This window comes from Shewanella septentrionalis, assembly GCF_025370265.1.
In the GTDB taxonomy this organism is placed as follows: domain Bacteria; phylum Pseudomonadota; class Gammaproteobacteria; order Enterobacterales; family Shewanellaceae; genus Shewanella; species Shewanella hafniensis.
This window is the reverse complement of record NZ_JAMTCC010000030.1, coordinates 24,523-46,958: the sequence shown is the minus strand read 5'-3', so window position 1 is coordinate 46,958 and position 22,436 is coordinate 24,523. Positions and strand designations below refer to the sequence as shown.

Annotated in this window: 18 protein-coding genes and 1 pseudogene; 11 read left to right on the top strand and 8 right to left on the bottom strand. The window is 45.6% G+C overall.

Annotated features, from left to right (window positions below; genetic code table 11):
- The first annotated feature begins 27 nt into the window (after window positions 1–27).
- Window positions 28–1,140 (top strand): lytic murein transglycosylase, encoded by a 1,113-nt coding sequence (locus tag NE536_RS16470; RefSeq protein WP_261273367.1) that lies wholly within the window; start codon window positions 28–30, stop codon window positions 1,138–1,140.
- A gap of 52 nt (window positions 1,141–1,192) precedes the next feature.
- The gene (locus NE536_RS16465; protein ID WP_006081366.1) at window positions 1,193–1,633 is read left to right on the top strand and encodes a YcgN family cysteine cluster protein; all 441 of its coding nucleotides are present in this window, start codon (window positions 1,193–1,195) and stop codon (window positions 1,631–1,633) included.
- Between the two features lie 211 nt (window positions 1,634–1,844).
- On the opposite strand, the gene NE536_RS16460 is transcribed toward NE536_RS16465, so the two are convergent.
- Window positions 1,845–3,365: a methyl-accepting chemotaxis protein gene (locus NE536_RS16460; RefSeq protein ID WP_261273366.1), complete on the bottom strand. Its 1,521-nt coding sequence runs from the start codon at window positions 3,363–3,365 to the stop codon at window positions 1,845–1,847.
- Window positions 3,366–3,834: 469 nt separating this feature from the next.
- Here NE536_RS16460 and pheS point away from each other — a divergent pair, with 469 nt between their 5' ends.
- The 4 genes from pheS (at window position 3,835) to lpxM (ending at window position 8,564) form a co-directional block, all read left to right on the top strand.
- Window positions 3,835–4,818: a phenylalanine--tRNA ligase subunit alpha gene (gene pheS / locus NE536_RS16455; RefSeq protein WP_006081368.1), complete on the top strand. Its 984-nt coding sequence runs from the start codon at window positions 3,835–3,837 to the stop codon at window positions 4,816–4,818.
- Between the two features lie 15 nt (window positions 4,819–4,833).
- The gene (pheT, locus tag NE536_RS16450) at window positions 4,834–7,221 is read left to right on the top strand and encodes a phenylalanine--tRNA ligase subunit beta (RefSeq protein WP_261273365.1); all 2,388 of its coding nucleotides are present in this window, start codon (window positions 4,834–4,836) and stop codon (window positions 7,219–7,221) included.
- Window positions 7,222–7,224: 3 nt separating this feature from the next.
- Window positions 7,225–7,521: an integration host factor subunit alpha gene (ihfA, locus tag NE536_RS16445; protein ID WP_006081370.1), complete on the top strand. Its 297-nt coding sequence runs from the start codon at window positions 7,225–7,227 to the stop codon at window positions 7,519–7,521.
- 104 nt (window positions 7,522–7,625) lie between these two features.
- A complete protein-coding gene (gene lpxM, locus NE536_RS16440; protein ID WP_261273364.1) occupies window positions 7,626–8,564 on the top strand; it encodes a lauroyl-Kdo(2)-lipid IV(A) myristoyltransferase in 939 nt (312 codons plus the stop codon).
- A 157-nt stretch (window positions 8,565–8,721) separates the two neighbouring features.
- On the opposite strand, the gene hypA is transcribed toward lpxM, so the two are convergent.
- The 5 genes from hypA to hypB form a co-directional block, all read right to left on the bottom strand.
- The gene (gene hypA / locus NE536_RS16435; protein WP_261273363.1) at window positions 8,722–9,075 is read right to left on the bottom strand and encodes a hydrogenase maturation nickel metallochaperone HypA; all 354 of its coding nucleotides are present in this window, start codon (window positions 9,073–9,075) and stop codon (window positions 8,722–8,724) included.
- Complete coding sequence (gene hypE, locus NE536_RS16430) at window positions 9,075–10,091, bottom strand: hydrogenase expression/formation protein HypE (RefSeq protein WP_261273362.1); 1,017 nt, start codon at window positions 10,089–10,091, stop codon at window positions 9,075–9,077. The genes hypA and hypE overlap by 1 nt, the downstream gene beginning before the upstream one ends.
- Window positions 10,084–11,223: a hydrogenase formation protein HypD gene (hypD, locus tag NE536_RS16425; RefSeq protein ID WP_261273361.1), complete on the bottom strand. Its 1,140-nt coding sequence runs from the start codon at window positions 11,221–11,223 to the stop codon at window positions 10,084–10,086. Before hypD ends, hypE begins: the two co-directional genes overlap by 8 nt.
- 63 nt (window positions 11,224–11,286) lie before the next feature.
- Complete coding sequence (locus NE536_RS16420) at window positions 11,287–11,532, bottom strand: HypC/HybG/HupF family hydrogenase formation chaperone (RefSeq protein WP_028760183.1); 246 nt, start codon at window positions 11,530–11,532, stop codon at window positions 11,287–11,289.
- A complete protein-coding gene (gene hypB, locus NE536_RS16415; RefSeq protein ID WP_113939527.1) occupies window positions 11,532–12,329 on the bottom strand; it encodes a hydrogenase nickel incorporation protein HypB in 798 nt (265 codons plus the stop codon). The genes NE536_RS16420 and hypB overlap by 1 nt, the downstream gene beginning before the upstream one ends.
- Window positions 12,330–13,114: 785 nt before the next feature.
- Here hypB and NE536_RS16410 point away from each other — a divergent pair.
- A complete protein-coding gene (locus tag NE536_RS16410) occupies window positions 13,115–13,927 on the top strand; it encodes a suppressor of fused domain protein (RefSeq protein ID WP_261273360.1) in 813 nt (270 codons plus the stop codon).
- Here NE536_RS16410 and NE536_RS16405 read toward each other — a convergent pair.
- Window positions 13,924–14,970, bottom strand: a pseudogene (locus NE536_RS16405) (ISAs1 family transposase). The gene NE536_RS16410 and the pseudogene NE536_RS16405 sit on opposite strands and share 4 nt — an antisense overlap.
- Window positions 14,971–15,972: 1,002 nt before the next feature.
- Between NE536_RS16405 and NE536_RS16400 the strand changes: the two are divergent.
- From NE536_RS16400 to NE536_RS16385, 4 genes are all read left to right on the top strand, one after another.
- Window positions 15,973–17,289, top strand: coding sequence for a hypothetical protein (locus tag NE536_RS16400; protein WP_012587774.1), 1,317 nt, complete (start codon window positions 15,973–15,975; stop codon window positions 17,287–17,289).
- A gap of 19 nt (window positions 17,290–17,308) precedes the next feature.
- Window positions 17,309–17,839 (top strand): hypothetical protein, encoded by a 531-nt coding sequence (locus tag NE536_RS16395; protein ID WP_261273359.1) that lies wholly within the window; start codon window positions 17,309–17,311, stop codon window positions 17,837–17,839.
- Window positions 17,836–19,824, top strand: coding sequence for a GMC family oxidoreductase (locus NE536_RS16390; protein ID WP_261273358.1), 1,989 nt, complete (start codon window positions 17,836–17,838; stop codon window positions 19,822–19,824). Before NE536_RS16395 ends, NE536_RS16390 begins: the two co-directional genes overlap by 4 nt.
- A 106-nt stretch (window positions 19,825–19,930) precedes the next feature.
- Entirely contained in the window at window positions 19,931–20,944 is a 1,014-nt protein-coding gene (locus NE536_RS16385) for a hypothetical protein (RefSeq protein WP_261273357.1), read from the top strand.
- A gap of 183 nt (window positions 20,945–21,127) precedes the next feature.
- On the opposite strand, the gene NE536_RS16380 is transcribed toward NE536_RS16385, so the two are convergent.
- Complete coding sequence (locus NE536_RS16380) at window positions 21,128–22,099, bottom strand: DMT family transporter (RefSeq protein WP_342455088.1); 972 nt, start codon at window positions 22,097–22,099, stop codon at window positions 21,128–21,130.
- Between the last annotated feature and the right edge of the window lie 337 nt (window positions 22,100–22,436).

The following is a 22,436-nucleotide window of genomic DNA, read 5'->3' as shown; positions in this document are numbered from 1 at the left end:
AATAGCATAAAAATAACAGGAAGGTATATGCATCGATACCGTACTTATCGAACCCAATCTTATCAAACCAATGCTTTCCCAGTTAAGGTTTGTCACTTTGGGGTTTATCAGTATAAGCTTTATCGACTCGCCGCATATATCTTCGCTCCCATCAGGGCATTTGTCTGTTTCATCATTTGGCTGAGTGCGTGCAGTTTGCCAGCCATGGCGCAGCAGTCGGATGAGAAAATCAGCTTTAGTGATTATTTAATTCAGTTAAAGCAAGAGGCTAGTCTTCAGGGCATCAGCCAAACGACATTAGATTTAGCCTTTCCCCAGATCAAACTCTTCAAAAAAGCTCGAGCGACAGACAGCCTCCAGACAGAAAAAACTCACAACCTCGATACTTATCTCGCCGACACTGTGCCCGAGTGGAAAGTTGACACCGCACGTGTACTATTTAAAGAGCATAAACAACAACTCAACGCCATCGCCAGCCAATACTCAGTTCAGCCACGCTTCTTAGTTGCGCTCTGGGGGCTTGTTTCAGACTTTGGTGAAGCCTCTGGGGATTATCCTGTGCTATCTGTGACTGCGTCACTGGCCTTTGGCGGCGAGCGCGAAGCTTTCTTCAAAAAAGAGTTTATGGCAGCGCTCAGCATAATGGATAAAGATCATATCGGTTTTCAAGATCTTAAAAGCCATTGGAATGGCGCCATGGGGCAAACGCAGCTGATGCCAACGGATTATCTTGCCTATGGGCAGGACGGCGATGGTGACGGTAAGAAAGACATTTGGCACAACACACAAGATGCGTTTGCCTCCGCGGCGTATTTGCTACAGCAACTCGGTTGGAACGGCAATGATACTTGGGGGCGACAAGTACAAGTGCCTGCAACGCTTGATTTAGCCGTCGCTGGATTAGATAAACCCCAGTCCTTAGCCCAGTGGCAAACTCTCGGTATTCGCAAGTTTGATCATACCGATTTGCCGTCCCGCGAAGACATCAACGCCTCGCTAATCATGCCCGATGGTGTTACCGGTCGAAAATACCTCGTTTATGGCAATTACCGCGCATTAATGCACTGGCAGAATACCGATTATTTCGGGATTTCTGTCGCGCATCTGTCCGAGAGAATAAAGTATCCGCCGATAAACTAGTGTAAAATAGCCCGCATTAAGCGGGCTTTTTATTGAGAAGATACAGTTAATCATGGCATTTTGGCAGAGCAAAACATTAGCGCAGATGAGCGCAACCGAGTGGGAATCCCTTTGTGACGGTTGTGGTAAATGTTGTTTAAACAAGTTGATAGATGATGAAACCGAAGACTTGTATTACACCAATGCGGCCTGCCTTTTGCTCGATCATCAAACGGCGGGCTGTCAGCATTACAGTGACCGTTTCACCCATGTCCCTCAATGTACTGTGATCACGATTGATAATATCCATGAGTTAACTTGGCTTCCCGACAGTTGCGCATATCGCCGCTTAGCGGCAGGACGTGAGCTACCGAGCTGGCATCCGCTGCTGACTGGCTCTAAAGAAGCGATGCATTTAGCGGGCATGTCGATCCAAGGCAAAGTGGTCGATGAAAGACGCGTGAAGGATATTGAAGATCATATCGTGCTATGGCCACTCAAAGATGTGGATTAACAGACGTGGATTAATTTTTACCGTCGCGTTGTCGATTGAAAAGTGAGTTAATGATTGAAATGTTACTGGTTGACTGAACAACTGCTTGATTGAAAAACAGTGGTTGATTCGACTGTGACCGTCAGAATGAAAAAACAACAAGGGAGCGATTATCGCTCCCTTGTGCATTTTGGGTGTTAAGTGAATTTAAATTCCATCAAATAATGCTCGACTAGATTTTTAATCCCACCATCAACTGATCAAGTTGCCCAGCTGTTGCTTGCAGCTCATCACAACCTGAAACCGACTGGTTCGCCGATTGCTCCACATCGTGTGACTGGTTGCGGATTTCCATCAGGTTAGTCGCAATCTCGTTGGCCACAGCCGATTGTTCTTCGGCCGAGGTGGCGATTAGCACACTCATTTCAAACACTTTATTACTGTGATGGGCGATAAACTCTAAGTCTTTACCCGTTTGCAGTACGTGTTGTTTGCCTTCATTCGCTTGACTCACAGTACGTGACATCACTTGGGTTAGATTGCGCGTGCCCGATTGCAGCGATTCGATCATGGTTTTGATCTCAACCGTCGCGGCTTGAGTGCGGCCCGCTAAGGTACGCACTTCATCGGCGACCACGGCAAAACCACGACCTTGTTCTCCGGCGCGCGCCGCTTCAATCGCCGCGTTGAGGGCGAGTAGGTTGGTTTGCTGGGAAATCGCATTAATAGTTGATACCACTTCATCAATTTTACTGGCGTTGTCATTGAGTACGCCCACCGCATTCGAGGCTGAGGAGATCTCATCCGATAACACATCGATGGCTTTGACTGTGGTTTCAATGTCTTTACCACCCGCGCTAACCTGTTGATTAGCCTCTTGGGTTTCGGCAGAAGATTGCTCGGCATTGCGGGCGACTTCCTTCACTGCGGCGGTCATTTCTTCCATCGCCGTTGCTAGGGAGTCCAAATGTTGTCTCTGGTTCACCGCCAAGGATTGACCTTGCTGCGCTGTACTACGAAACGAGGACACTACCTCGCGGATTTTCGTTGTCGACTCGGCGATTTGTTTCACTAACAGATGCTGACGCTCCACTAAGGCATCGATACTGATGGCTAAGATACTGAATTCGTCCTTTACCTCGAAGAAGTTTAAACGTCCGGTTAAGTCACCCGATGCGGCGCGTTTTAATGCCATCACTGTGGTATAAAGTGCGCCGCCCACGAAGGTCGAAATGTAGTAGCTAAATAAAAATAACACGAACAGAAGCGCCGCCATCAGGCCGTAAATCAGCAGGTTATCTTTGGCGAGCAGGGCATCAATTTCTTTGCTGTCTAAGGGAATAATCGTGATCAGGTTTTGATCGTTAACGCGACTCACAGCTCTAGGTTGCTTACCGCTATCATCAATACCGCCACCGCTGCGAGCTAAGGATTGCGCTTTGCTGTCGGCTTCATTCACCGAAACAATGCTGACATTGCCTTTGATTTCGCGACTTAGCTGGCTAAGGATAGCTTGGCGTTCTTGCTCTGGGAGTTTGTTATATAAGCTGCCCGTGACTTGGTTGATTTGTTGTGACGCATTTTGTAGACCGTTGAGCTGTCCTTGCACTAAGGTTTGCTGGGATTGGTTATCAAGAAAAATCGCCAGTCCAACAATCATTAGCATGGGAACGATAGAGAGAATAGCGAATTTAGTTTTTAAGGTCATATGGATAAGATATTGATCTATCCAGCGAAACTTTACTTCTTTCATGAGTGCCTCGATAAAATGGGCTGTGAACCGAATGTATATCGGTCAGTTTGCCATAGACTTGATAGTTTTCTGTTTTGTAATGATTTATATCTAGAATGTAGTCTAATTGCAGTCGTTATTGTGTTGTTTGCTGCAATTTTGGCAGGGTACAGGCATTAGTTTACAGTTTAGTTACAAATGCTGCTAGTGGCTGTATAGGGAACTTGTTTCGGTCAGAATTGAGGTCTGGATTTCACCTTGAGCAAAACTCAGGCTCTGAACTGGGGTAACACATGAATTTGCATGATAAAAACCCCCAATAAGCCCTAGTAATATGCCGCTCGCTCGCGTAAAATTTCTATCCTTTTATTTCGTTATAGCTAGCAAAGCGTCTGGCATTAACGCCCGATAACCTGAGCACCCAAATAGCCTGAAAGTTTGGCGCCCATAGCACTTGTTTATCAAGCGCGACTATGCAGTGGAAGAGAAAATGCAGCAGTTAACTGAGATCGTAGAACAAGCCTTAGTCATTATTGACCAGGCCAGTGATCTAAAAGCACTGGATGATATCCGTGTCGATTACCTAGGTAAGAAAGGTAAAATCACCGACATGATGAAAATGATGGGTAGCTTAAGCCCTGAAGAAAAGCCAGCCTTTGGCCAAGCGGTCAATGATGCTAAACAGGCGATTCAACAAAAATTAACTGAGCGCATCGATGGTCTAAAGAGTTCGGAACTGGAAGCCAAATTAATCGCTGAAAAGATTGATGTGACTTTGCCAGGCCGCACCCAAGAGATTGGTGGCTTACATCCAGTGACTCGCACCATTGAACGTATCGAAACCTTTTTCGGGGAATTAGGGTTCTCGGTAAAGCAGGGGCCTGAAATTGAAGATGATTTCCACAATTTCGATGCGCTGAATATCTCTGAGCACCACCCAGCCCGTGCCGATCATGATACCTTTTATTTCAATCCTAAACTGATGCTGCGTACCCAAACCTCGGGCGTGCAAATCCGTACTATGGAAACTGAAAAGCCACCATTACGCATTATTTCACCGGGTCGTGTTTATCGTAACGATTACGATCAAACACACACGCCAATGTTCCACCAAGTGGAAGGGCTGTTGGTTGATGAGCATGTGAACTTTGCCGAATTGAAAGGCATTTTGCATGACTTCCTGCGTAACTTCTTCGAAGAAGATCTGCAAGTGCGTTTCCGTCCATCTTACTTCCCATTCACTGAACCTTCAGCGGAAGTTGACGTGATGGGCAAAAATGGTAAATGGCTAGAAGTGCTTGGCTGCGGTATGGTACATCCGAATGTGCTGCGCAGCGTTGGCATAGATCCAGAAAAATACTCTGGTTTTGCTTTTGGTATGGGTGTCGAGCGCTTAACTATGTTGCGTTACGGCGTAAACGATTTACGTGCGTTTTTCGAAAACGACCTACGTTTCCTGAAGCAATTTAAATAACGGAGCTGTAATAGCATGAAATTTAGCGAATCTTGGCTTCGTGAATGGGTAAACCCTTCAGTCAGCCGTGAAGCATTATCCCACCAGATCACTATGGCCGGTCTCGAAGTCGATGACGTTGAAGCCGTGGCTGCCGATTTTAGCGGTGTCGTGATTGGTGAAGTGGTTGAGTGTGGTCAGCATCCCGATGCCGATAAACTGCGCGTGACCAAAATCAACGTTGGTGGTAGCGAACTTATCGATATCGTCTGCGGTGCACCAAACTGCCGTCAGGGTCTTAAAGTGGCAGTGGCTATGGTTGGCGCCGTATTACCTGGCGATTTCAAAATCAAGAAAGCCAAGCTGCGTGGCATGCCATCAGAAGGCATGTTGTGCTCGTACAGTGAGCTTGGCATTAACGTCGAAAGCGATGGCATTATCGAATTGCCATTGGACGCGCCACTTGGCACTGACATCCGCGATTATCTGCAACTTAATGATGCCGTTATCGATGTAGATTTAACGGCTAACCGTGCCGATTGCTTAGGCATGGCAGGTCTTGCCCGTGAAGTAGGCGTGTTAAACCGCCAAGCTGTGGTTGAGCCACAGTGGCAAGCCGTTACGCCAACGACAGATGCACAGGTCACGATTAACGTTAAGGCGCCAGCCGCTTGTCCACGTTACTTAGGCCGTGTGGTTAAAAACGTTAATGTTAAAGCGCCTACGCCATTATGGATGCAGGAAAAACTGCGCCGTAGCGGTATTCGCTCTATCGATCCTATCGTTGATATCACTAACTTTGTGTTGATTGAATTCGGTCAACCTATGCACGCTTTCGATCTTGCCAAGTTAACGGGCGATATCCAAGTGCGTTTAGGCACTGGCGAAGAGAAAATCACCCTGCTTGATGGCAGCGAAGTGACCATCCCAAGCGATACCTTAGTGATCGCCGATGATGCGCGTCCATTAGCCCTTGCAGGCGTGTTTGGCGGCGAATATTCAGGCGTGAGCGACACGACCCAAGACATACTGCTTGAATGTGCGTTCTTCGCGCCTCTTGCTATTATGGGTAAGTCACGTCGTTTAGGTTTACATACAGACTCATCACACCGCTTTGAGCGTGGTGTTGACCCTGAGATGCAACACAAGGTTATCGACCGTGCGACCCGTTTAGTGCTGGATATCTGTGGCGGTGAAGCGGGCCCTGTAGTTGAAGTGAAATCAGACGCTGATTTACCCAAACCAGCACAAATCGTGTTACGTCGCAGCAAGTTAGATCGAATTTTAGGTCACCACGTGCCAGACACGGATGTGGTTGAAATTTTACAACGTCTAGGCTTCAATGTGGTTGCTGGGCAAGATAGCTGGCAGGTCACCACTGCGACTTATCGTTTCGATATGGCGATTGAAGAAGATTTGATTGAAGAAGTGGCGCGTATTTACGGTTATAACAATATCCCGAATATCGCACCCGTTGCCGCGCTGCGTATGTCAGATCATAAAGAATCTGACTTAAGCCTAAAACGCGTGCGTGCCTTATTGGTCGCTCGTGGCTTCCAAGAAGCGGTAACCTACAGCTTTGTCGATCCAAAATTGCAAAATCTGGTTCACCCTGGTTTAGAGGCAATGGTGTTACCAAACCCAATTTCCAGTGAAATGTCGGCCATGCGCCTGTCAATGTTCACCGGTTTATTGGCCGCCGTTGGCTACAATCAAAGTCGTCAACAGAGTCGCGTGAGACTTTTTGAAACTGGCCTGCGCTTTGTTCCTGATATCAATGCAGAATCCGGTGTAAGACAGCAAGCAATGCTCGCTTGTGTCATTACTGGGCTCCAAAATGATGAACATTGGGCTATGGAATCGAAAACTGTTGATTTTTTCGACCTTAAAGGTGATTTAGAAGCAATTATCGGCTTGACAGTTTCCGCATCAGAATTTAGCTTTAGAGTAGCGACGCATTCTGCTCTCCATCCGGGGCAATGTGCTGAAATATTGAGAAATGATCGAGTGATCGGTCATATAGGTGCAATCCATCCTAGTTTGGAGAAGCCTTTTGGACTCAATGGTAAAACCATCGTTTTTGAGTTGGAATTGGATGCTTTATTGCATACCAGTTTGCCGCTAGCCCAAGCTGTATCTAAGTTTCCAGCTAATCGTCGTGACATCGCCGTCGTAGTAGATGAGAGTGTATCTGCAGGTGATGTAATGAAATTGATAAGAAAAGTTGGCGAAAATCAGTTGGTTGGCATAAACTTGTTCGATGTATACTTAGGTAAAGGTGTTGAACCTGGCAAGAAGAGCCTGGCGATAGCACTTACATTACAAGACACTACTCGTACGCTTGAGGAAAAAGAGATTGCTGAGACCGTTGGTTCAGTCGTTTCTGCCCTTAAGTCCGAGTTCAACGCATCGTTGAGGGATTAAAGTATGGCACTTACCAAAGCCGAAATGGCAGAACATCTTTTTGAAACACTCGGAATGAACAAACGTGTCGCTAAAGAGATGGTTGAGTCGTTCTTTGAAGAGATTCGGGGCGCACTTGAAAGTGGTGAGCAGGTCAAGTTATCTGGCTTTGGCAACTTTGACCTTAGGGACAAGAATCAAAGACCGGGAAGGAACCCAAAAACAGGCGAAGATATCCCAATTTCTGCTCGTCGTGTCGTGACTTTCCGTCCCGGCCAAAAGCTGAAAACTCGTGTAGAAGCAGCAAACACGGGTAAGTAATTTCGTTTGTTTGATGGGAAAGCCACTCCTTAGAGAGTGGCTTTCCTGTTTATTTTTTTGTGCAATATCTCCATTATTTCTATCCACTGTCTGAGGTGAATTCTTTGTCAAGACAGCCCAAACATTTCGACCGTCGCTTTAAACTCGCCTTATTACACCCTAAATACTGGGCCACTTGGTTGGCGATTGGTCTATTAGTGATTTTTGGACTTATGCCCGCATGGCTGCGTGATCCCATTGCAAGATTATTGGCAAGATTAGTGATGCCGATTGCCAAAAAGCCCATTAGTGTTGCAAGAGCAAACTTAAGAGCGTGCTTTCCTGAACAATCTGCCGCCGAGATCGAAGCGTTAATCCGTGTGAACGTACAAAACTTCGTTTTAGTCTTGTTAGCTCAAGGCGAATTGCTGGTGCGCTCAAAAGCCCATTTGCGTCGTCGAGTGAATTTAATCGGCTTTGAGCATGTGACGAAAGCACAAGCGGCGGGGCAACCGATCATTTTCATCATGCCCCATGTGTGGCCAATCGATTATGCCGGCTTACGCCTTAACCTAGAGTTACCTATGGTGACGATGGCCAAAGCCCATAAAAACGGCTTATTCAATTGGTTTAGTAATCGTGTGCGTAGCAGCTGTGGTGGCCATGTATATATGCGTGAGGCGGGGATTCGGGCGTTATTAGCCGAGCTTAAGCGCGGTAACAGTTTCTTTTACCTTCCCGATGAAGATTTAGGCCCAGAACAAAGCGTGTTTGCGCCTTTTTTAGGCACAGTGAAAGCAACGCTGCCTGTCGTTGGGCGTTTAGCGCAGGCGGGTAATGCCCAAGTGCTACCTGTAAAGATTGGTTACAACCAAGCGACACGTCAGTTTGATCTCACTGTGATGACGGTCGTAGCGCCTGAAGACATGGTAGGCAAGGAAAACGAGGCGTTGGCGCTGAACAAAGTGGTCGAGCAAGTTATATTAGCTTATCCAGAGCAGTATATGTGGTTCCTGCGGTTGCTCAAGACGCGCCCAGAGGGTGAAGCTTCTATCTACAGCTGATGTAGCGTGACTGAAAATAGTGTGGTTTAAAATGGCTTTGAGCGCTGATTGCTCAAAGCCATTTTTTTGAGGAATATTCTTGCTGATAGAACTCTTTATTGATTGAAATCTTTATCGACTCTGCTGTTGTTAACAATGCAGATTACAAATGAAGGATTTAATCTTCATCTTGTTCCATCTCAAGTTGCATCAGTAGCATATCTTCGCCATCGAGTACGCGGGTGCGATAGCTTTGACACGCAGGGCAGACGATGGTGCGCTCACTCAGCACGGATTCGCTCTGGCAGTCTTGGCAAAGTATTACTAGCGGCTGAATTTGGATATTGAGCTGGGCAGCTTTGCAAATGCCATCGAGCTTAAAGGTATCGAAGGCGGTTTGCAGCAGGCTAGGTTCAACCCCGCTCATCACCCCCAGTTTGATATCCACTCGGGTGATTTTAGCGGCGTGATTGACCAGCGCATGCTGTTCACATTGCTCAATCAGGGCACTCACAATTGAATATTCGTGCATCAGCAAATCCTTGGCAGCAGTTCACCTTGGGGAAGATCGAGATAACGCTTGGTATTCCAAGGCGTTCTTAGCACGACTTTCCCCACGAGTTCATCACTCACAGTGCCGATTATCGCTGCATGCTCACAGTGGCCAAAGCGTTGCATGATTTCGAGCGCACCTAAGGCGATGTCGTTGGGGACGGCGAGGATGAAAGTGCCTTCGTTGGCAAGATCCATGGCTTCGAAACCATATAGTTCGCACAGACCTTTGACTTCATCGCTGACGGGAATACTGGCCTCATTCACTGTGATACCAACATTGGAGGCAATAGCCCATTCGTTCAGTACTGCCGATAAGCCGCCGCGAGTCGCATCTCGCATCGCATGAATGGGAATATTGGCGGCAATCAATTGCTCGACTATCGGCCAGAGCGTGGCGCAGTCACTTTGTAATGCTGATTCGAGCGTGAGTCCTTCACGCGCCATTAAAATCGCTGCGCCGTGGCAACCAATATCACGGGAAACAATAATGGCATCGCCCACGGTGACATTCGCCGCGGAAATATTGGGACGCAAGATGCGACCAATGCCTGAGGTATTAATAAATAAACCATCGGCGCAGCCCTTGGGTACGACTTTAGTGTCGCCGCAGACAATCCGTGCACCACTTTGTTTGAGCTCTTTTGCCATGCTGCGGACAATCGTCGTTAAATCCTTGATAGAAAAGCCTTCTTCTATGATTACACTACAACTCAAATACTGAGGTTCTGCGCCCATCATAGCGAGATCGTTGACTGTGCCTGCGATGGCGAGTTTGCCGATATCGCCGCCGGCAAAAAATAAAGGGGATACGGTGAAAGAGTCAGTAGTAAAGGCGTTGGCACCGTGCAAATCGAGTTTTGCGGCGTCTTCTTCGCTTCGAAGGATAGGGTTATCAAACTCGGCAAAAAACAGATCGCGGATCAGTTTATTCATTTCTTTGCCGCCACCGCCGTGGCTGAGTTGAATGGATTTATCTTTTAACGTATCAACCATGATGTGGTTCCTTGATATCGATACCTTGATAGCGGTAATAGGCATTGCAAGCACCTTCGGAGCTGACCATGCAACTGCCTAAGGGCGTTTCGGGATTGCAGCCGCGGCCAAACACTTTACAGTCCTTTGGTTTAGCAAGCCCACGAAGAATATCACCACACTGACAGGCTTTATGATCGTCAATTTCCTTCACGGGTAGGCGGTCTTTAAAGCGCAGTTCGGCGTCTCTGTGGGCATATTCGGGTTTAAGCTGCAGCGCTGAATTGGGGATTGGGCCTAGTCCACGCCAGCGAAATTGCGGTCTGACATTGAAGAATTGATTTACTTTGGCCTGCGCCGTGAGGTTGCCGTCCTCCGATACTGCGCGGCTGTATTGGATATCGAGCTCCGCTTTACCTGCGGCTTTTTGGCGCACAATCCGTAAAATCGACTCCATCACATCGACGGGCTCAAATCCCGCCACCACTAAGGGCGTGCCATAGTTTTCGACTGTGCTGCGATAGATTTTTGCGCCACTGATCACGCTTACATGGGCTGGGCCGATAAAGGCGTTGACCCTCGCTTTTGGGTCGTGCATCACGGCATCAATTGCGGGTGGCACTAATACATGATTGATATGAAACAGTAGATTTTCGAGTTTTTCTTGTTCGGCCAGTTGTAACAAAATTGCTGTCATTGGGGTTGAGGTTTCAAAGCCAATGGCGAAGAACACCACGGTTTTATCGGGATTATCGCGGGCAATTTTGAGCGTATCTAAGGGATCATAAATCGGCCGAATATCGCAGCCTTTCGCCCTAAAGCTGGCTAAGGAACCCTTAGAGCCGGGCACACGGATCATATCGCCTAGCGTGACTAAGATGACATTTTCTTGGGAGGCCAGCGCCGCCGCTTGGTCAATGCGCTCTTTCGGCATAATGCACACAGGACAACCTGGACCGTGGATAAACTCAATATTATCAGGCAGTAAATCCAGTAAGCCGTATTTCATAATAGTGTGAGTATGACCGCCACAGACTTCCATGATATTGATTGGTTGCTTAACTAATTTAGCGGTCAACTGAATATCACGCGCTAAATTGGCAATCGTTTGGGGATCGCGAAAGCTTTGATAGAGGTGTTTTAGTTCAAGCATGCTCTTTCCTCGGTGCACTCGATAGGGTGCGTGCCTTGCTACTCAATCTTGCATTGTTGATGATCAGTGTATGGCTTCGTTTTCGAGTTTAGTGACGATTTCTTTATATAGGTCAATGCTTTGCTGCGCGTCTTCCTTATCGATTTTGTTCATCACAAAACCAATATGGATCAGCACATAGTCGCCAATCTCCAGCGGTTCATTCATCAAATGACTGCTGACATCGCGGCGCACGCCTAAGGTGTCGACCGTGACGCTCTGGCGCTCAATATCGACCGCCACTACTTGGGAAGGTATGGACAAGCACATTATTGTGCACCTCGAATATTGTCTTTAAGCCAAGCGGCTACAGCCTGCATGGAGTCGCCATCTTTAATTGAGACTTCAATAATTTGAGTTGCTGGATTGAGTTTTTTAAGCTGCGCTCTGGCTTCGTCCATCTTGAAATCAAAATAGGGCAGTAGATCGCACTTAGTGATAAACACAACATCGGCGCGGCGGAACATCACGGGATATTTCTCAATCTTATCATCGCCTTCAGGCACTGATAGCAGCACGATATTTTTGTGTGTACCTACGTCATAACTGGCTGGGCAGACAAGATTACCGACGTTTTCGACAAAGCAAATATCGAGCCCTTCAAGTGGTAAATGATGTAGGGCACCGTGCACCATAAAGGCGTCGAGGTGACAGGCGCTGCCCGTTTGAATTTGATAGGCCTTAATGCCTTTAGCGATGAGGCGGTCGGCATCGCGGGAGGTTTCTAAGTCGCCTTCAATCACCGCATAGTTGAGCTTGGTGTATTCTTTGAGATTTTCTAAAAGGGTCGTTTTACCGCTGCCCGGGCTACTCATGATGTTGAAGGCAGTAATGTTATGTGCCTCAAAGTGGGCGCGGTTATGACCTGCTTCGACATCATTTTTATCTAAAATCTTATGGATCACAGACAAGGTTTTTTTATCGTTTAACTGAGGATTGGTGTGTAACTCTTGATGGCTATGCTCATGAGTATGTGAATGGTCATGATTATGCTCATGGCTATGGGCATGCGCGCCTAGATGATCATGATCGTGGCGGGTAAGGGAGCAGCCGCAGTCTTTACACATTTTACCTCTCCTTGAATCGGCAGAGTGCGAGGACTTTGCCTGACGAATAATGATTGATGTACGAATCGTTAATTTGGTTACGCTAATGTTGAGTGTGATACAAATTGCGCTGCAGATCTTTGATGTTCGTCAGGTTTATGGGGATAAAAAATGACCGCGCGATATTCGTCGGTCATTTAGTGTTATCGTCTATAACAGGTAGAGGTTCAGACTCAGTTGAGCAACAGTCATATATTGAAAGGTGATAACTACTTTTGGTGGATTGCTCGCAAGAACAAAGGTGCAGCAACAGAGTTTACTGGTATAAAGCATTGAATATAAGCATATTATTCAGGTTATCCTGTTCGGTTATGTCATGAATTAGAGATGGTTTTTAACCGTTAAATTTACTGGAGTAAAATAATGCGCGCAAAATGTGGTATCAGCAAATTCTTATCAATATTTCAAACATAATTTGCGGAGAAAGCTTAAGAGCTAAAAATTAATTCAAACGTATAATGTATCAATGCGTGATTATTCTGTTTATTAGGGGGAGGATTTGAGCCCAAGATAAATCTACAGGAGAGGCTTTCTTAGTGATTTGATCGATATTGTGTTAATTTTGACAATTAACTTCAGTAATTAAATACCTACTGTTCAATTTTATGTTTATTAATGTGTTTTGCGAATACGTTCAGTTTACAGACTATGTTATTTACTTATATCGTATTATTGACTCTGCCTTGTTCGAGCCTAAAATTACGCAGGTTAGGATATATTTAACATGGAATAGTGAGGTTTTTTAAATGCAAGAAATGATAAAAAATGTGTATGGCGATATCACTGCCGTTGAGTTCAAACCAGAAATTCCGTTTGATCTTGGTGGAGATCAACCGCTTGATTGTATTTCTGCTTATCACATTACGGATCCAGTATCGCATTGGTTGTATGTTACTGAAGGATTTAAGCAATTTGGCTTTGAGCTGACTTTTCGTTTGAAATCAAATGATGAAACAGCGCCAGAATGGCCTATTTCAATGCTTAATGGACTTGCTACTTACGTATTAACACAAGAAATACATCTTACAGTCGGTGAGATGATTGACTTCAAAAGACCATTAGTCAATCAGCCAGATTGTTTTCTTACAACTTTGATGACTGAAGAGCCAAAACTTAAAAGTGCTGACGAGTCGGTTATAATTTTACAAATTGTGCCTATTACCCCTGATGAAGCAATGGCTGCAAAAGGCTGGTTAACCGAAAATTTTTTAAAACTGATCGAAATTCAGATTAAAGATGGACTCACTGATCTGAGACGTTTCAGTCTGTTAATTCAAGATAATATTGCTAATGCAATAGTACGGGGACGGGATAAAGACGGCTCTGATACAGATAGCGTTCCATCATCAAAAATTTATTTTAATATTTCAGAGCCGCGTAAGGCTCGTATTGAATTTGATGCTTTAGCAGGTTTCCATTTACTTTCTGTTATGCCAGCTCGTATTCCACATGAGAAAGAACTGTATATCATTAGTCCAGAGCACAATATTACTTTTATTCCAAGTGACGAAGGTATGGTCAAAGGCGTTAATGACCAGGGCAACCGCATGAGTGTTTAAAATTCGTCCAGCTGCAACCCTGCTAATAGAACCGATTCTAAATATTCAGGTTTCATCCAAGCTCTTTTCTGTTTCGCAGGAATGCTTCCTTTAGAAGGTTCAGCCCTAAGCATATTCAGTGATATTTGCCTAAGCATGGCCCAATTTTCAGCCCCATGATGTTGATAAATCTGGCAACTATCTTCTTACATTGAGACATCTAGCACCCAGTGTAAGCAGTTCTCAATACCCCAATGACCACGAACTGAATCGGCTAACTGTTGCTCATCGAGTGTGGCTGAACTGATATAGTAACGGTAGCTCAGCTGCGCCTCTTTCCCTTTCGTATGCCGATAACTCAAACACATACCTAATGTGTTCAATTTCATCCACTTAGAGAATTTAGCTTGGAGCTGGCTTGCAGGCATTACATAGTAGGCTCTTGCCTCGATACGGCCTCTATTCTTCTCAATAACGAGTCCATCAAGAGGATTGTTGCGCGCTTCACTGAAAGCACTAACCACGGCCTCATGTAATGAACTTTGATTCACCTTCACTGCAAATAAGTAGTCACCTCCTTGCTCGACTATCTGCGTTGCAATCTCTGTCTGGCAACCCATAGCGTCGATTGATACCAGTGCTCCTTCTATATCTAACAACTGGAGCAGTGCTGGGATTGCGGTTATCTCATTGGATTTATTTGCAGTTTTTACTTGCCCCAGCACCACTTTATTGGCACAGGCAAACGCATTGACCATATGAATGGTTGAGCGCCGCTCTTCACGATTGTATGGGGCACGAAGCGTTTTACCATTGATAGCAATAAGATGGCCATCACTCATCTCATAAATGGCTCGCATCCAATTGGCGAAGTACAGTCGGAACTGTTCCGGCTCGATACGAGAGATAATACGTGCAATGGTGTTATCGACAGGGACACCTTCGGTCAGAATTCCCTTTTCTTTAAACCAGTTATGATGTCCGACAGCATAGTCATGAATTTCTGACCAGCCTTCGGCCCCAGCAATCGAGTTGAAATGAGACGTGAAGGCTTCAAGGTACATGCTCTGATGCTCTCTATAAGAAAAAGAGAGCATAAGATCATAATCGACACCGTCCGTCAAATTGGGGTCAAAACGGTTAAAATATATTCACGATCTTGCCCTGCGTTAATGACACTTGGGTTGAAGTTTATATGACGCCGGATATGTACAGAGAGTTCTATTAAAATCTTTAGGTAAAACGGAAGAAGTTTTACCTTTCAGGTTTTGAGGGAATTGAGTTTGCCGTGAATGATACTTACTTACGAGATCATGAAGGTTCTATCAGTGGCGTGCAACAGTGGCGTTAATTTTTTAAGAACGCTTTACCAAGTAGCCATACCTTAGTTTGAGTGCAGCCTCTTCCTTTCTGCAAATCCAACAAATCTCCCGTTTCAAACTTGACAATAAGTCAATTGTATACAATTTTTTTAACTTAGCATGTTTTCAGAAGGTAACTTTTCTTCTACCAGAATAGAATTAGTTTCACTGTAAAAATGTAGGTATATCTTATCCTTCACGGAGCTAATAGGATTTCAATTAAGCATCTGGTGTTAATTGAATTATCTAGGCTCAAGGTATCGTGATAACACGCTGTCATGAAAAGGATTTTCAATGAAAGACGTTCATCATTATCCATATAAGTCGCTTCAGATCTGTTCTGTAGACCAGCGGGAGCGCTCAAAAAAACAAACTAAAATCGCATTATGCACACCTATTTATCTGGACTTGGCAGAGGCTAAGTCCTGCACGCGACTTGTACCTTGATATCGGCGCTAGGTATGCAGAGATGCTGCTGAGTACTTATGTTTTTCGTTGTCAAAGTAAGGTTAAAGCAAGCTAAACTGCGATTTTTTGCATCGAACGTGTTTTATGCATCGAACGAGTCCGTGATGAAGTCATCACACTGTTATATAGCAGAGTTCGGCTGGCTTATGCACCTTAGGCAAACAACAGAGGATTAATCGTTTCTATAGCAGTAATGATGGTGAGTGATAAGTTTCAACAACAAGGAGAGTTAATTTCATGTATATCAAATACTTTAGTTATAGCGCGTTGTTCTTGTGTATGAGTGCGACCGTGCAAGCGGAATCGCCAGCCGTTACCAAAGCCGCCGCAAGTTTACCAACCTTAAGCCCGGTTATACCATTGGAAATCGCTGCAAAACCGCCTTTCTCTCTTGAGAGTTTGCAACATGATTTTGATGATTTTTCTTGGCAATCCTTTATCGCACTGAATTGGCCTGCCAATGCCGATGGTACACCCAATACCATGTCCACCATTGGGCAAAAAACGAACCAGCCAGTCGTGTGGCTCCATTGGAAGGAAAGCCGGGAGATTTTTTTACCCGATGGCGTAAAACCACCTGGGTGGGATCAGTCCAATAATGTGCCGGATGTTTGCAAAAGTATTGATCCCAAGTCCATTCCTCAAGGGACTATTTATTTAACGCAAGTAGGGAAGACCCCGAATGTGTTGGATGAAAGTGGCGAGCCTTTTACAACAGGTCCATTGATTGATCAAAACGGGCTTTATACCCGTTATGAAATATTAACCAATGAAACCATGTTCAATTTTATTTTGGACAATAACCTCTACAGTAAAAAAGGCCAGAAACAGTTTAATGCCGATGTTGATTTTACCGCGAGCGACAGTAAAACCGGGCAGGTAGGTTCTATCATGCTTAAGGCCTCATGGATAAAAATGGGCGGCAAGTTTGATGCGACGAACTACTATACGACTTATGCGCTAGTTTATAACAATCCCGAAGAGCAACATGGGGTCAAGCCCGCGTGTGCGCTTGAACAAGTCGGTTTAGTCGGGTTTCACATTGCTCACAAAACCACAGGTGAACCACAATGGATTTGGTCTACCTTTGAGCATGTTGCTAACGCGCCAACCCAAGGTGAGTCTGCATCATTGTCGGCATATAATTTTTACGATGCTAAATGTACTGACTGCAAAGTTAATGAACCTCCTGCACGCCCGTGGGATCCGGCAAATCCGCACACTAAACCAACTCAAGTGGAACGCGTCATTCCTATCACTGCCGACGCTAAAGCCTTAAATGCCAGTTATCACGCTGCACTCGACGCTGTCGTGCCGGGATCGGTATGGATGAATTACGAATTGGTCAGTACGCAATGGCCTACCGATGCTAAAAATCCCACCGATCCAACGGGCGTGCCTGCTCCCTCATTTTTAGCGAACACCACGCTCGAAACTTATATACAGGGTTCGGTAAAGCAAACATCAAGCAGCTGTATGGCTTGTCACAATAATGCGGCAACCACTAACGGTAATTTTGCTGATTTCACTTACTTGCTGCAACGCGCGCAATAATTTATGAAAGGAACTCATCATGACTGATATTACAGGCGCGACTGCCGACACTATGAATAATTTTATTGGTTTGAGCGCGGTATTAACCGGCTTTGCAACCAGTATTATTGCCCCGACGTTGGATCCCGTGGATATTAAATCCGAATACTTACCTGTATTTACGCAAAAAATAACCGAAGAATCGAAGGACCCAACCTTAGTGACTACTATTCTGCAAAAATATGCGGCGTTAAAAGCGCTGCAATTATCAGATCAACAAATTGGCACGCAAATGCTGGCGCCAGACAACGGGACGAATTTTGTGTTGGCCTGTCGTAAATTGATTTTTATGTGGTACTCAGGTGCATGGCCAACCATTATTCCCGCGACGGATAAAGATCCGGAGACCACGGTTAGCGATATGATTTCGGCAAAAAGTTATACCACGGGTCTAGTCTGGCAAGTTATGCAGGCTCATCCTATGGGGGATTCAAATTATCGTTACGGCTATTGGGCAAAACCACCCGCAGCACTGTCGGCATATACGGGTCATCAAGGAGGTGCAGTATGAGCGCGCAAACCAATTACGATGTTATTATTGTGGGCTCTGGTATTGCGGGCTCTATCATGGCTTATCAACTGGGGATGGCGGGGAAAAAAGTATTAATCCTCGAAGCAGGGCAGGAAGTGCCTGTTGACCGCAGTGGTTACATGGAAACCTTTTTTAAAGCCAATGCCAAAACACCTGAATCACCTTATCCTCCTACTACGCAAAATCCAGCGGCATCGACGGCGGATAATCCACTCGGACTGCCTGATCCTGCGAAGGAGAATGTGCCGCGTTATACCGTGTTGCAAATTGGCGCATGGCGCAATCCAAAGCAATGTTATTTTGACTACACGCCGCAACCAGAGCATTTGAAACCTGACAGTCCTGAAGCAAAGTTTGCTTTTGCCAGTTCTTATGAGCGCATTGGCGGCGGCACAACTTGGCATTGGCTAGGAACCAGTTTACATCTATTGCCCAATGATTTTGAATTGCAAACCCAGTATAAGCAGGGCGTGGATTGGCCCGGTGGAAAACAATTTTATCAGGCGCTGGTTCCTTACTATGAACAGGCGACCAATGAGATTGGCGTGGCGGGTGACAAAGAGGCGATGGATCAGCTTTATCGAGGATTTAATGTTTCACCGGATGGCGTTTATGGCGTGAATTACGATTATCCCATGCCTGGTATTGTTTCATCTTTAGTGGATCAACAATACGAACAAGCGGTGAGCGATATGGTGTACGACAATATTCAATTGTCAGTCACGCCAACCCCTCAGGGGCGTAATTCATTACCGGGTGAACGCCGTCAATGTGCGGGTAATACGAATTGTATTCCTATTTGCCCAATCCAAGCCAAATACGATGCCACTGTGACGCTCGGACGAGCATTGCAAACCGGCAATGTTGATGTGTTTTATCGTCACGTTGCGACAAATATTCAAGTGGATGAAAACACAAAGGATGTTGTTGGTATTGATTATGTGACCTATCAAACTCACGGAGGGGTAGCAACGGGCGGCGGTACTGTTACGGCTAAAAAATATGTGATTGCCGCTCACGCGATTGAGACACCAAAATTATTGCTCATGTCTAAGCGTAATAAAGCCTGTCCGAACGGTGTCGCCAACCATAGCGATCAAGTGGGGCGTAATTTGATGGATCACATCATGTATTTGGCCTGGGGATTGGCGAAAGATCCTGTCTATGGTTTTCGAGGACCTCTATCTACTGCGGGCATTGAAAGTTTACGCGATGGCGCCTTTCGTAAAGACCGTGCCGCCTATCGTATTGAAATCGGCAATGAGGGTTGGCAGTGGGCTGCGAACGATCCATTCACGACTTTAGCTGATTTTGTATTTGGGCAAAATAATTCGCAATTAAATGGGGATTCTGTCAATCAACAGGGTATTCCATTGCGCTTTGACCCGGCAATGCCCGCAAATAGCAGCTTATTTGGCGCCTCGTTGGTGAATACCTTAAATGGTATTTACACTCGGCAAATTCGTATGGGCTATCTAATTGAGCAATTGCCTGATCCGGAAAACCGTGTCGAACTGTCTGAGACCTTGACTGATAATTTAGGTTTACCGCGCCCAAAATTAACCTACCGAGTCCGCGAAGATTATGTGCGCAACGCATTTGTCTCGGCTAAAGATATTTCGACCAAACTCTTTGATGCCCTTGGTGCGCGCGAATATACCAAGGCTCCGCCTGCGCCGGTTTTCTATGGTGATAAGCGTGAGGTGACGTCGAATAATTTTGAATATCAGGGCAACAATTTTACGTTTTACGGTGCTGGACATATTGTGGGGACGTATCGAATGGGGGACTGTAAAGATACGTCGGTGGTGAATCCTCGCCAGCAATCTTGGGATCATAGCAATCTGTTTTTAGTCGGTAGCGGTGTGTTTCCAACGGTTGCGACGGGAAATCCCACCCTCACTTTGGCAGCGTTGGCATTTCAGGCAGCAGATCATGTATTAGCAGATCTCAAAGCATGTTAATGCCATTTCGTTTATTGAGTCATTAACCGGCTTTTAATTGCCAGTAAAGAACCGCGTGCTAAATCGGCGCGGTTTTTCACTATCACTCTGTTATCGGAGTATCACGATGAAACAAGTTATTTTATTACTGCTGATATCCAGTTTTCTCAGTGGATGTAGTGCTCATTCAACAACACCAGACCCGCTCAGTTTGTACCGCGAGTTGACCCGCGATAAATCGCAATTAGATGTGCGTATTGGGGCGGTGAATCAATACAGCGGTTCCGAGAAAATCTGTTTAGATGCGCAGTGCGACGCTGATGGCAATAACTGCAAGCCCATCACTGTGCCCGCACCCAGCCCATTGATGACCAATAGCGATGACCAAAACTATTATCAGCTCACGCAGGATAGTGCAGGTTTTTCTCAGTATGGTGCCCAATCTCAGTATGCAACTGATATTGAAACCTTGCGCAAACGGTTAGATGATCTGATGTGGTCCTTTAAAAAAAGCGGCTTAATCGATGCACTCAAACAGCAGAAAAAAATACCGGCATTGATGTTTGATATCGATAATACACTGGAGTTTAGCGCTGCAATTGATTCCGACCCAACGGGTAAGGGGCCTGTAATTCAGGGCATGGTTGATTTTGCTAAACAATGGTGTTTTAAAGACGGTGTTGATTGTTATTTTGTCACGGCCCGTAATTGTGAAAACCAAAGTGCTAAACCCACTCAGTATTGGCTTGAAAATAACATGGGCCTTGATGCTAAGGTCGTAGATAGGTTCACCTATTTTTCACGCAACACCAAACAGCTGGTGTGCAGTAATTTACCCACACCAGCACCCAATGTTGCATATAAAGATATTGTGCGCGAGGCGCTGGAAGCTGAACGGAAGGTATTTTGGCTAATGAGTATCGGCGATCAATTAACCGACTCTTTGGGCGAACACAGTGGTTTAAAGGTGCGGGTTCCGAATCAGTTCTTCCATGCTGACATTAACCCCAATCAGTTTGCGACTTATGGTGTGGGACATTGCGGCCCCTTAGAGACAATTGCGCCGCCATTGGAATGCAGTATTGCATTAAAACCACAGGCACTTGCTGTAACCAACATCAACTACTGTCGTTCACAATAAGATGACTAACGCCGTCCTCGCAGCGCCGCTTGGACAGATTCAATAAGGAAGTTACTCGTTATGTTGGTGTCATAAGGCTGAATCTGTGTTGAGTGTATCGCGCTTGTTTCTGCGCCTTGTCGAGTCTGTCTACTTGCGAAGAATTTAGCCGAGATTTCAACTTACGTTGTTGTTTTACTCATTTCATGCCGCATTCGGTATGTTATTCGTCGTGGTTCTTTTACGCGTTTGGATTAAGGTATAGCCGCCACTTAATACTATGAGTAAGCTCCCTAGAAGTGTTAGTAAATCTGGTGATTCTCCAAATATCAATATGCCTAACGCTAAGGCAAACAGTAAACGTGTATACCGAAAGGGGCTGACTACTGAGACATCTCCAGCGCGCATAGCGATTGTCAGCGCATTGTAGGCCATGACACCAAAGACGATGGCTCCCAGAATTTGTGTTGCCGCAGTGGTACTAAACTGTAAGGGCTCATTTTGGTACATCATTATGGCTAAGCCTGTCGGAATTAACACAAAAAAGCCATACACCCCGAGTTGCATGTTAGATAACACGGGTGATGCGGCACGGGTTGCTAAATCGCGTCCTGCAAAACCTAAGGTAGCGATAACGGCAAATAAAGAGGTAGCTTCAAAGCCATCAAGCCCTGGGCGAATGATCATCAGTACGCCCACAAAACCAACCAATACCGCAAGCCATCTTTTATGACCGACTTGTTCACCGAACAACAAGGCTGCGCCAATCATGGCTATCAGAGGTGTGGCTTGCAAAATAGCGGATGCACTCGAGAGTGGCGTTAAGGTGATAGCTAAAGCAAAACAGAATCGGCCGATAACTTCACACAGTGCGCGTAACAGTATGGGTCTCGACAATGCCGCAGGGTGAAGCACAGTTTCGCCCTTGCGCCAAGTTAATAGTATAAATATCAACATTCCACCAAGGCCAAATAACGCTAAAATGATGCCGATAGAGGTGGTTTCTGCTGCAGATTTGATGAGCATGTCTTCAATAGAAAATGCTGCCATAGCAGCAACCATAAACAGACTACCTTTTGTATTATTCAAAATCTCTTCCCAACATGTGTAGACTGCGTCTGTGAAAAAGTATCGACTTAAGAGTGTTGGCTCGATGGAGCAGATCGCTGAAGTCATGGTATAGCTTATTGTGACCCAAGTTAAACATCCTGCGCTCTAAGTTAAACTGCATTTTATGCGCGCTACAGCAGGCTTTCTTTGCTAATCCTAATCGGATTAGCAGCCCAAGTTCGCAGTGTTCTTGGGCTTGAAAGGAAAGGGGATAATAAGAGTAAGCAAGACACTATAATAGATACAGAAATGGCTTTTTCATCTATATCAGATGGTTAATCTAACGCCGCTACGCGTATCTTGTATGTCCAATACCTGCAAATAGCATAGAGACAAGTTGTTTGGCTGTGGCGTTAATCAGCCGAATACAAAATACTTTTCCTAAATAGGGCAATAAGATGCC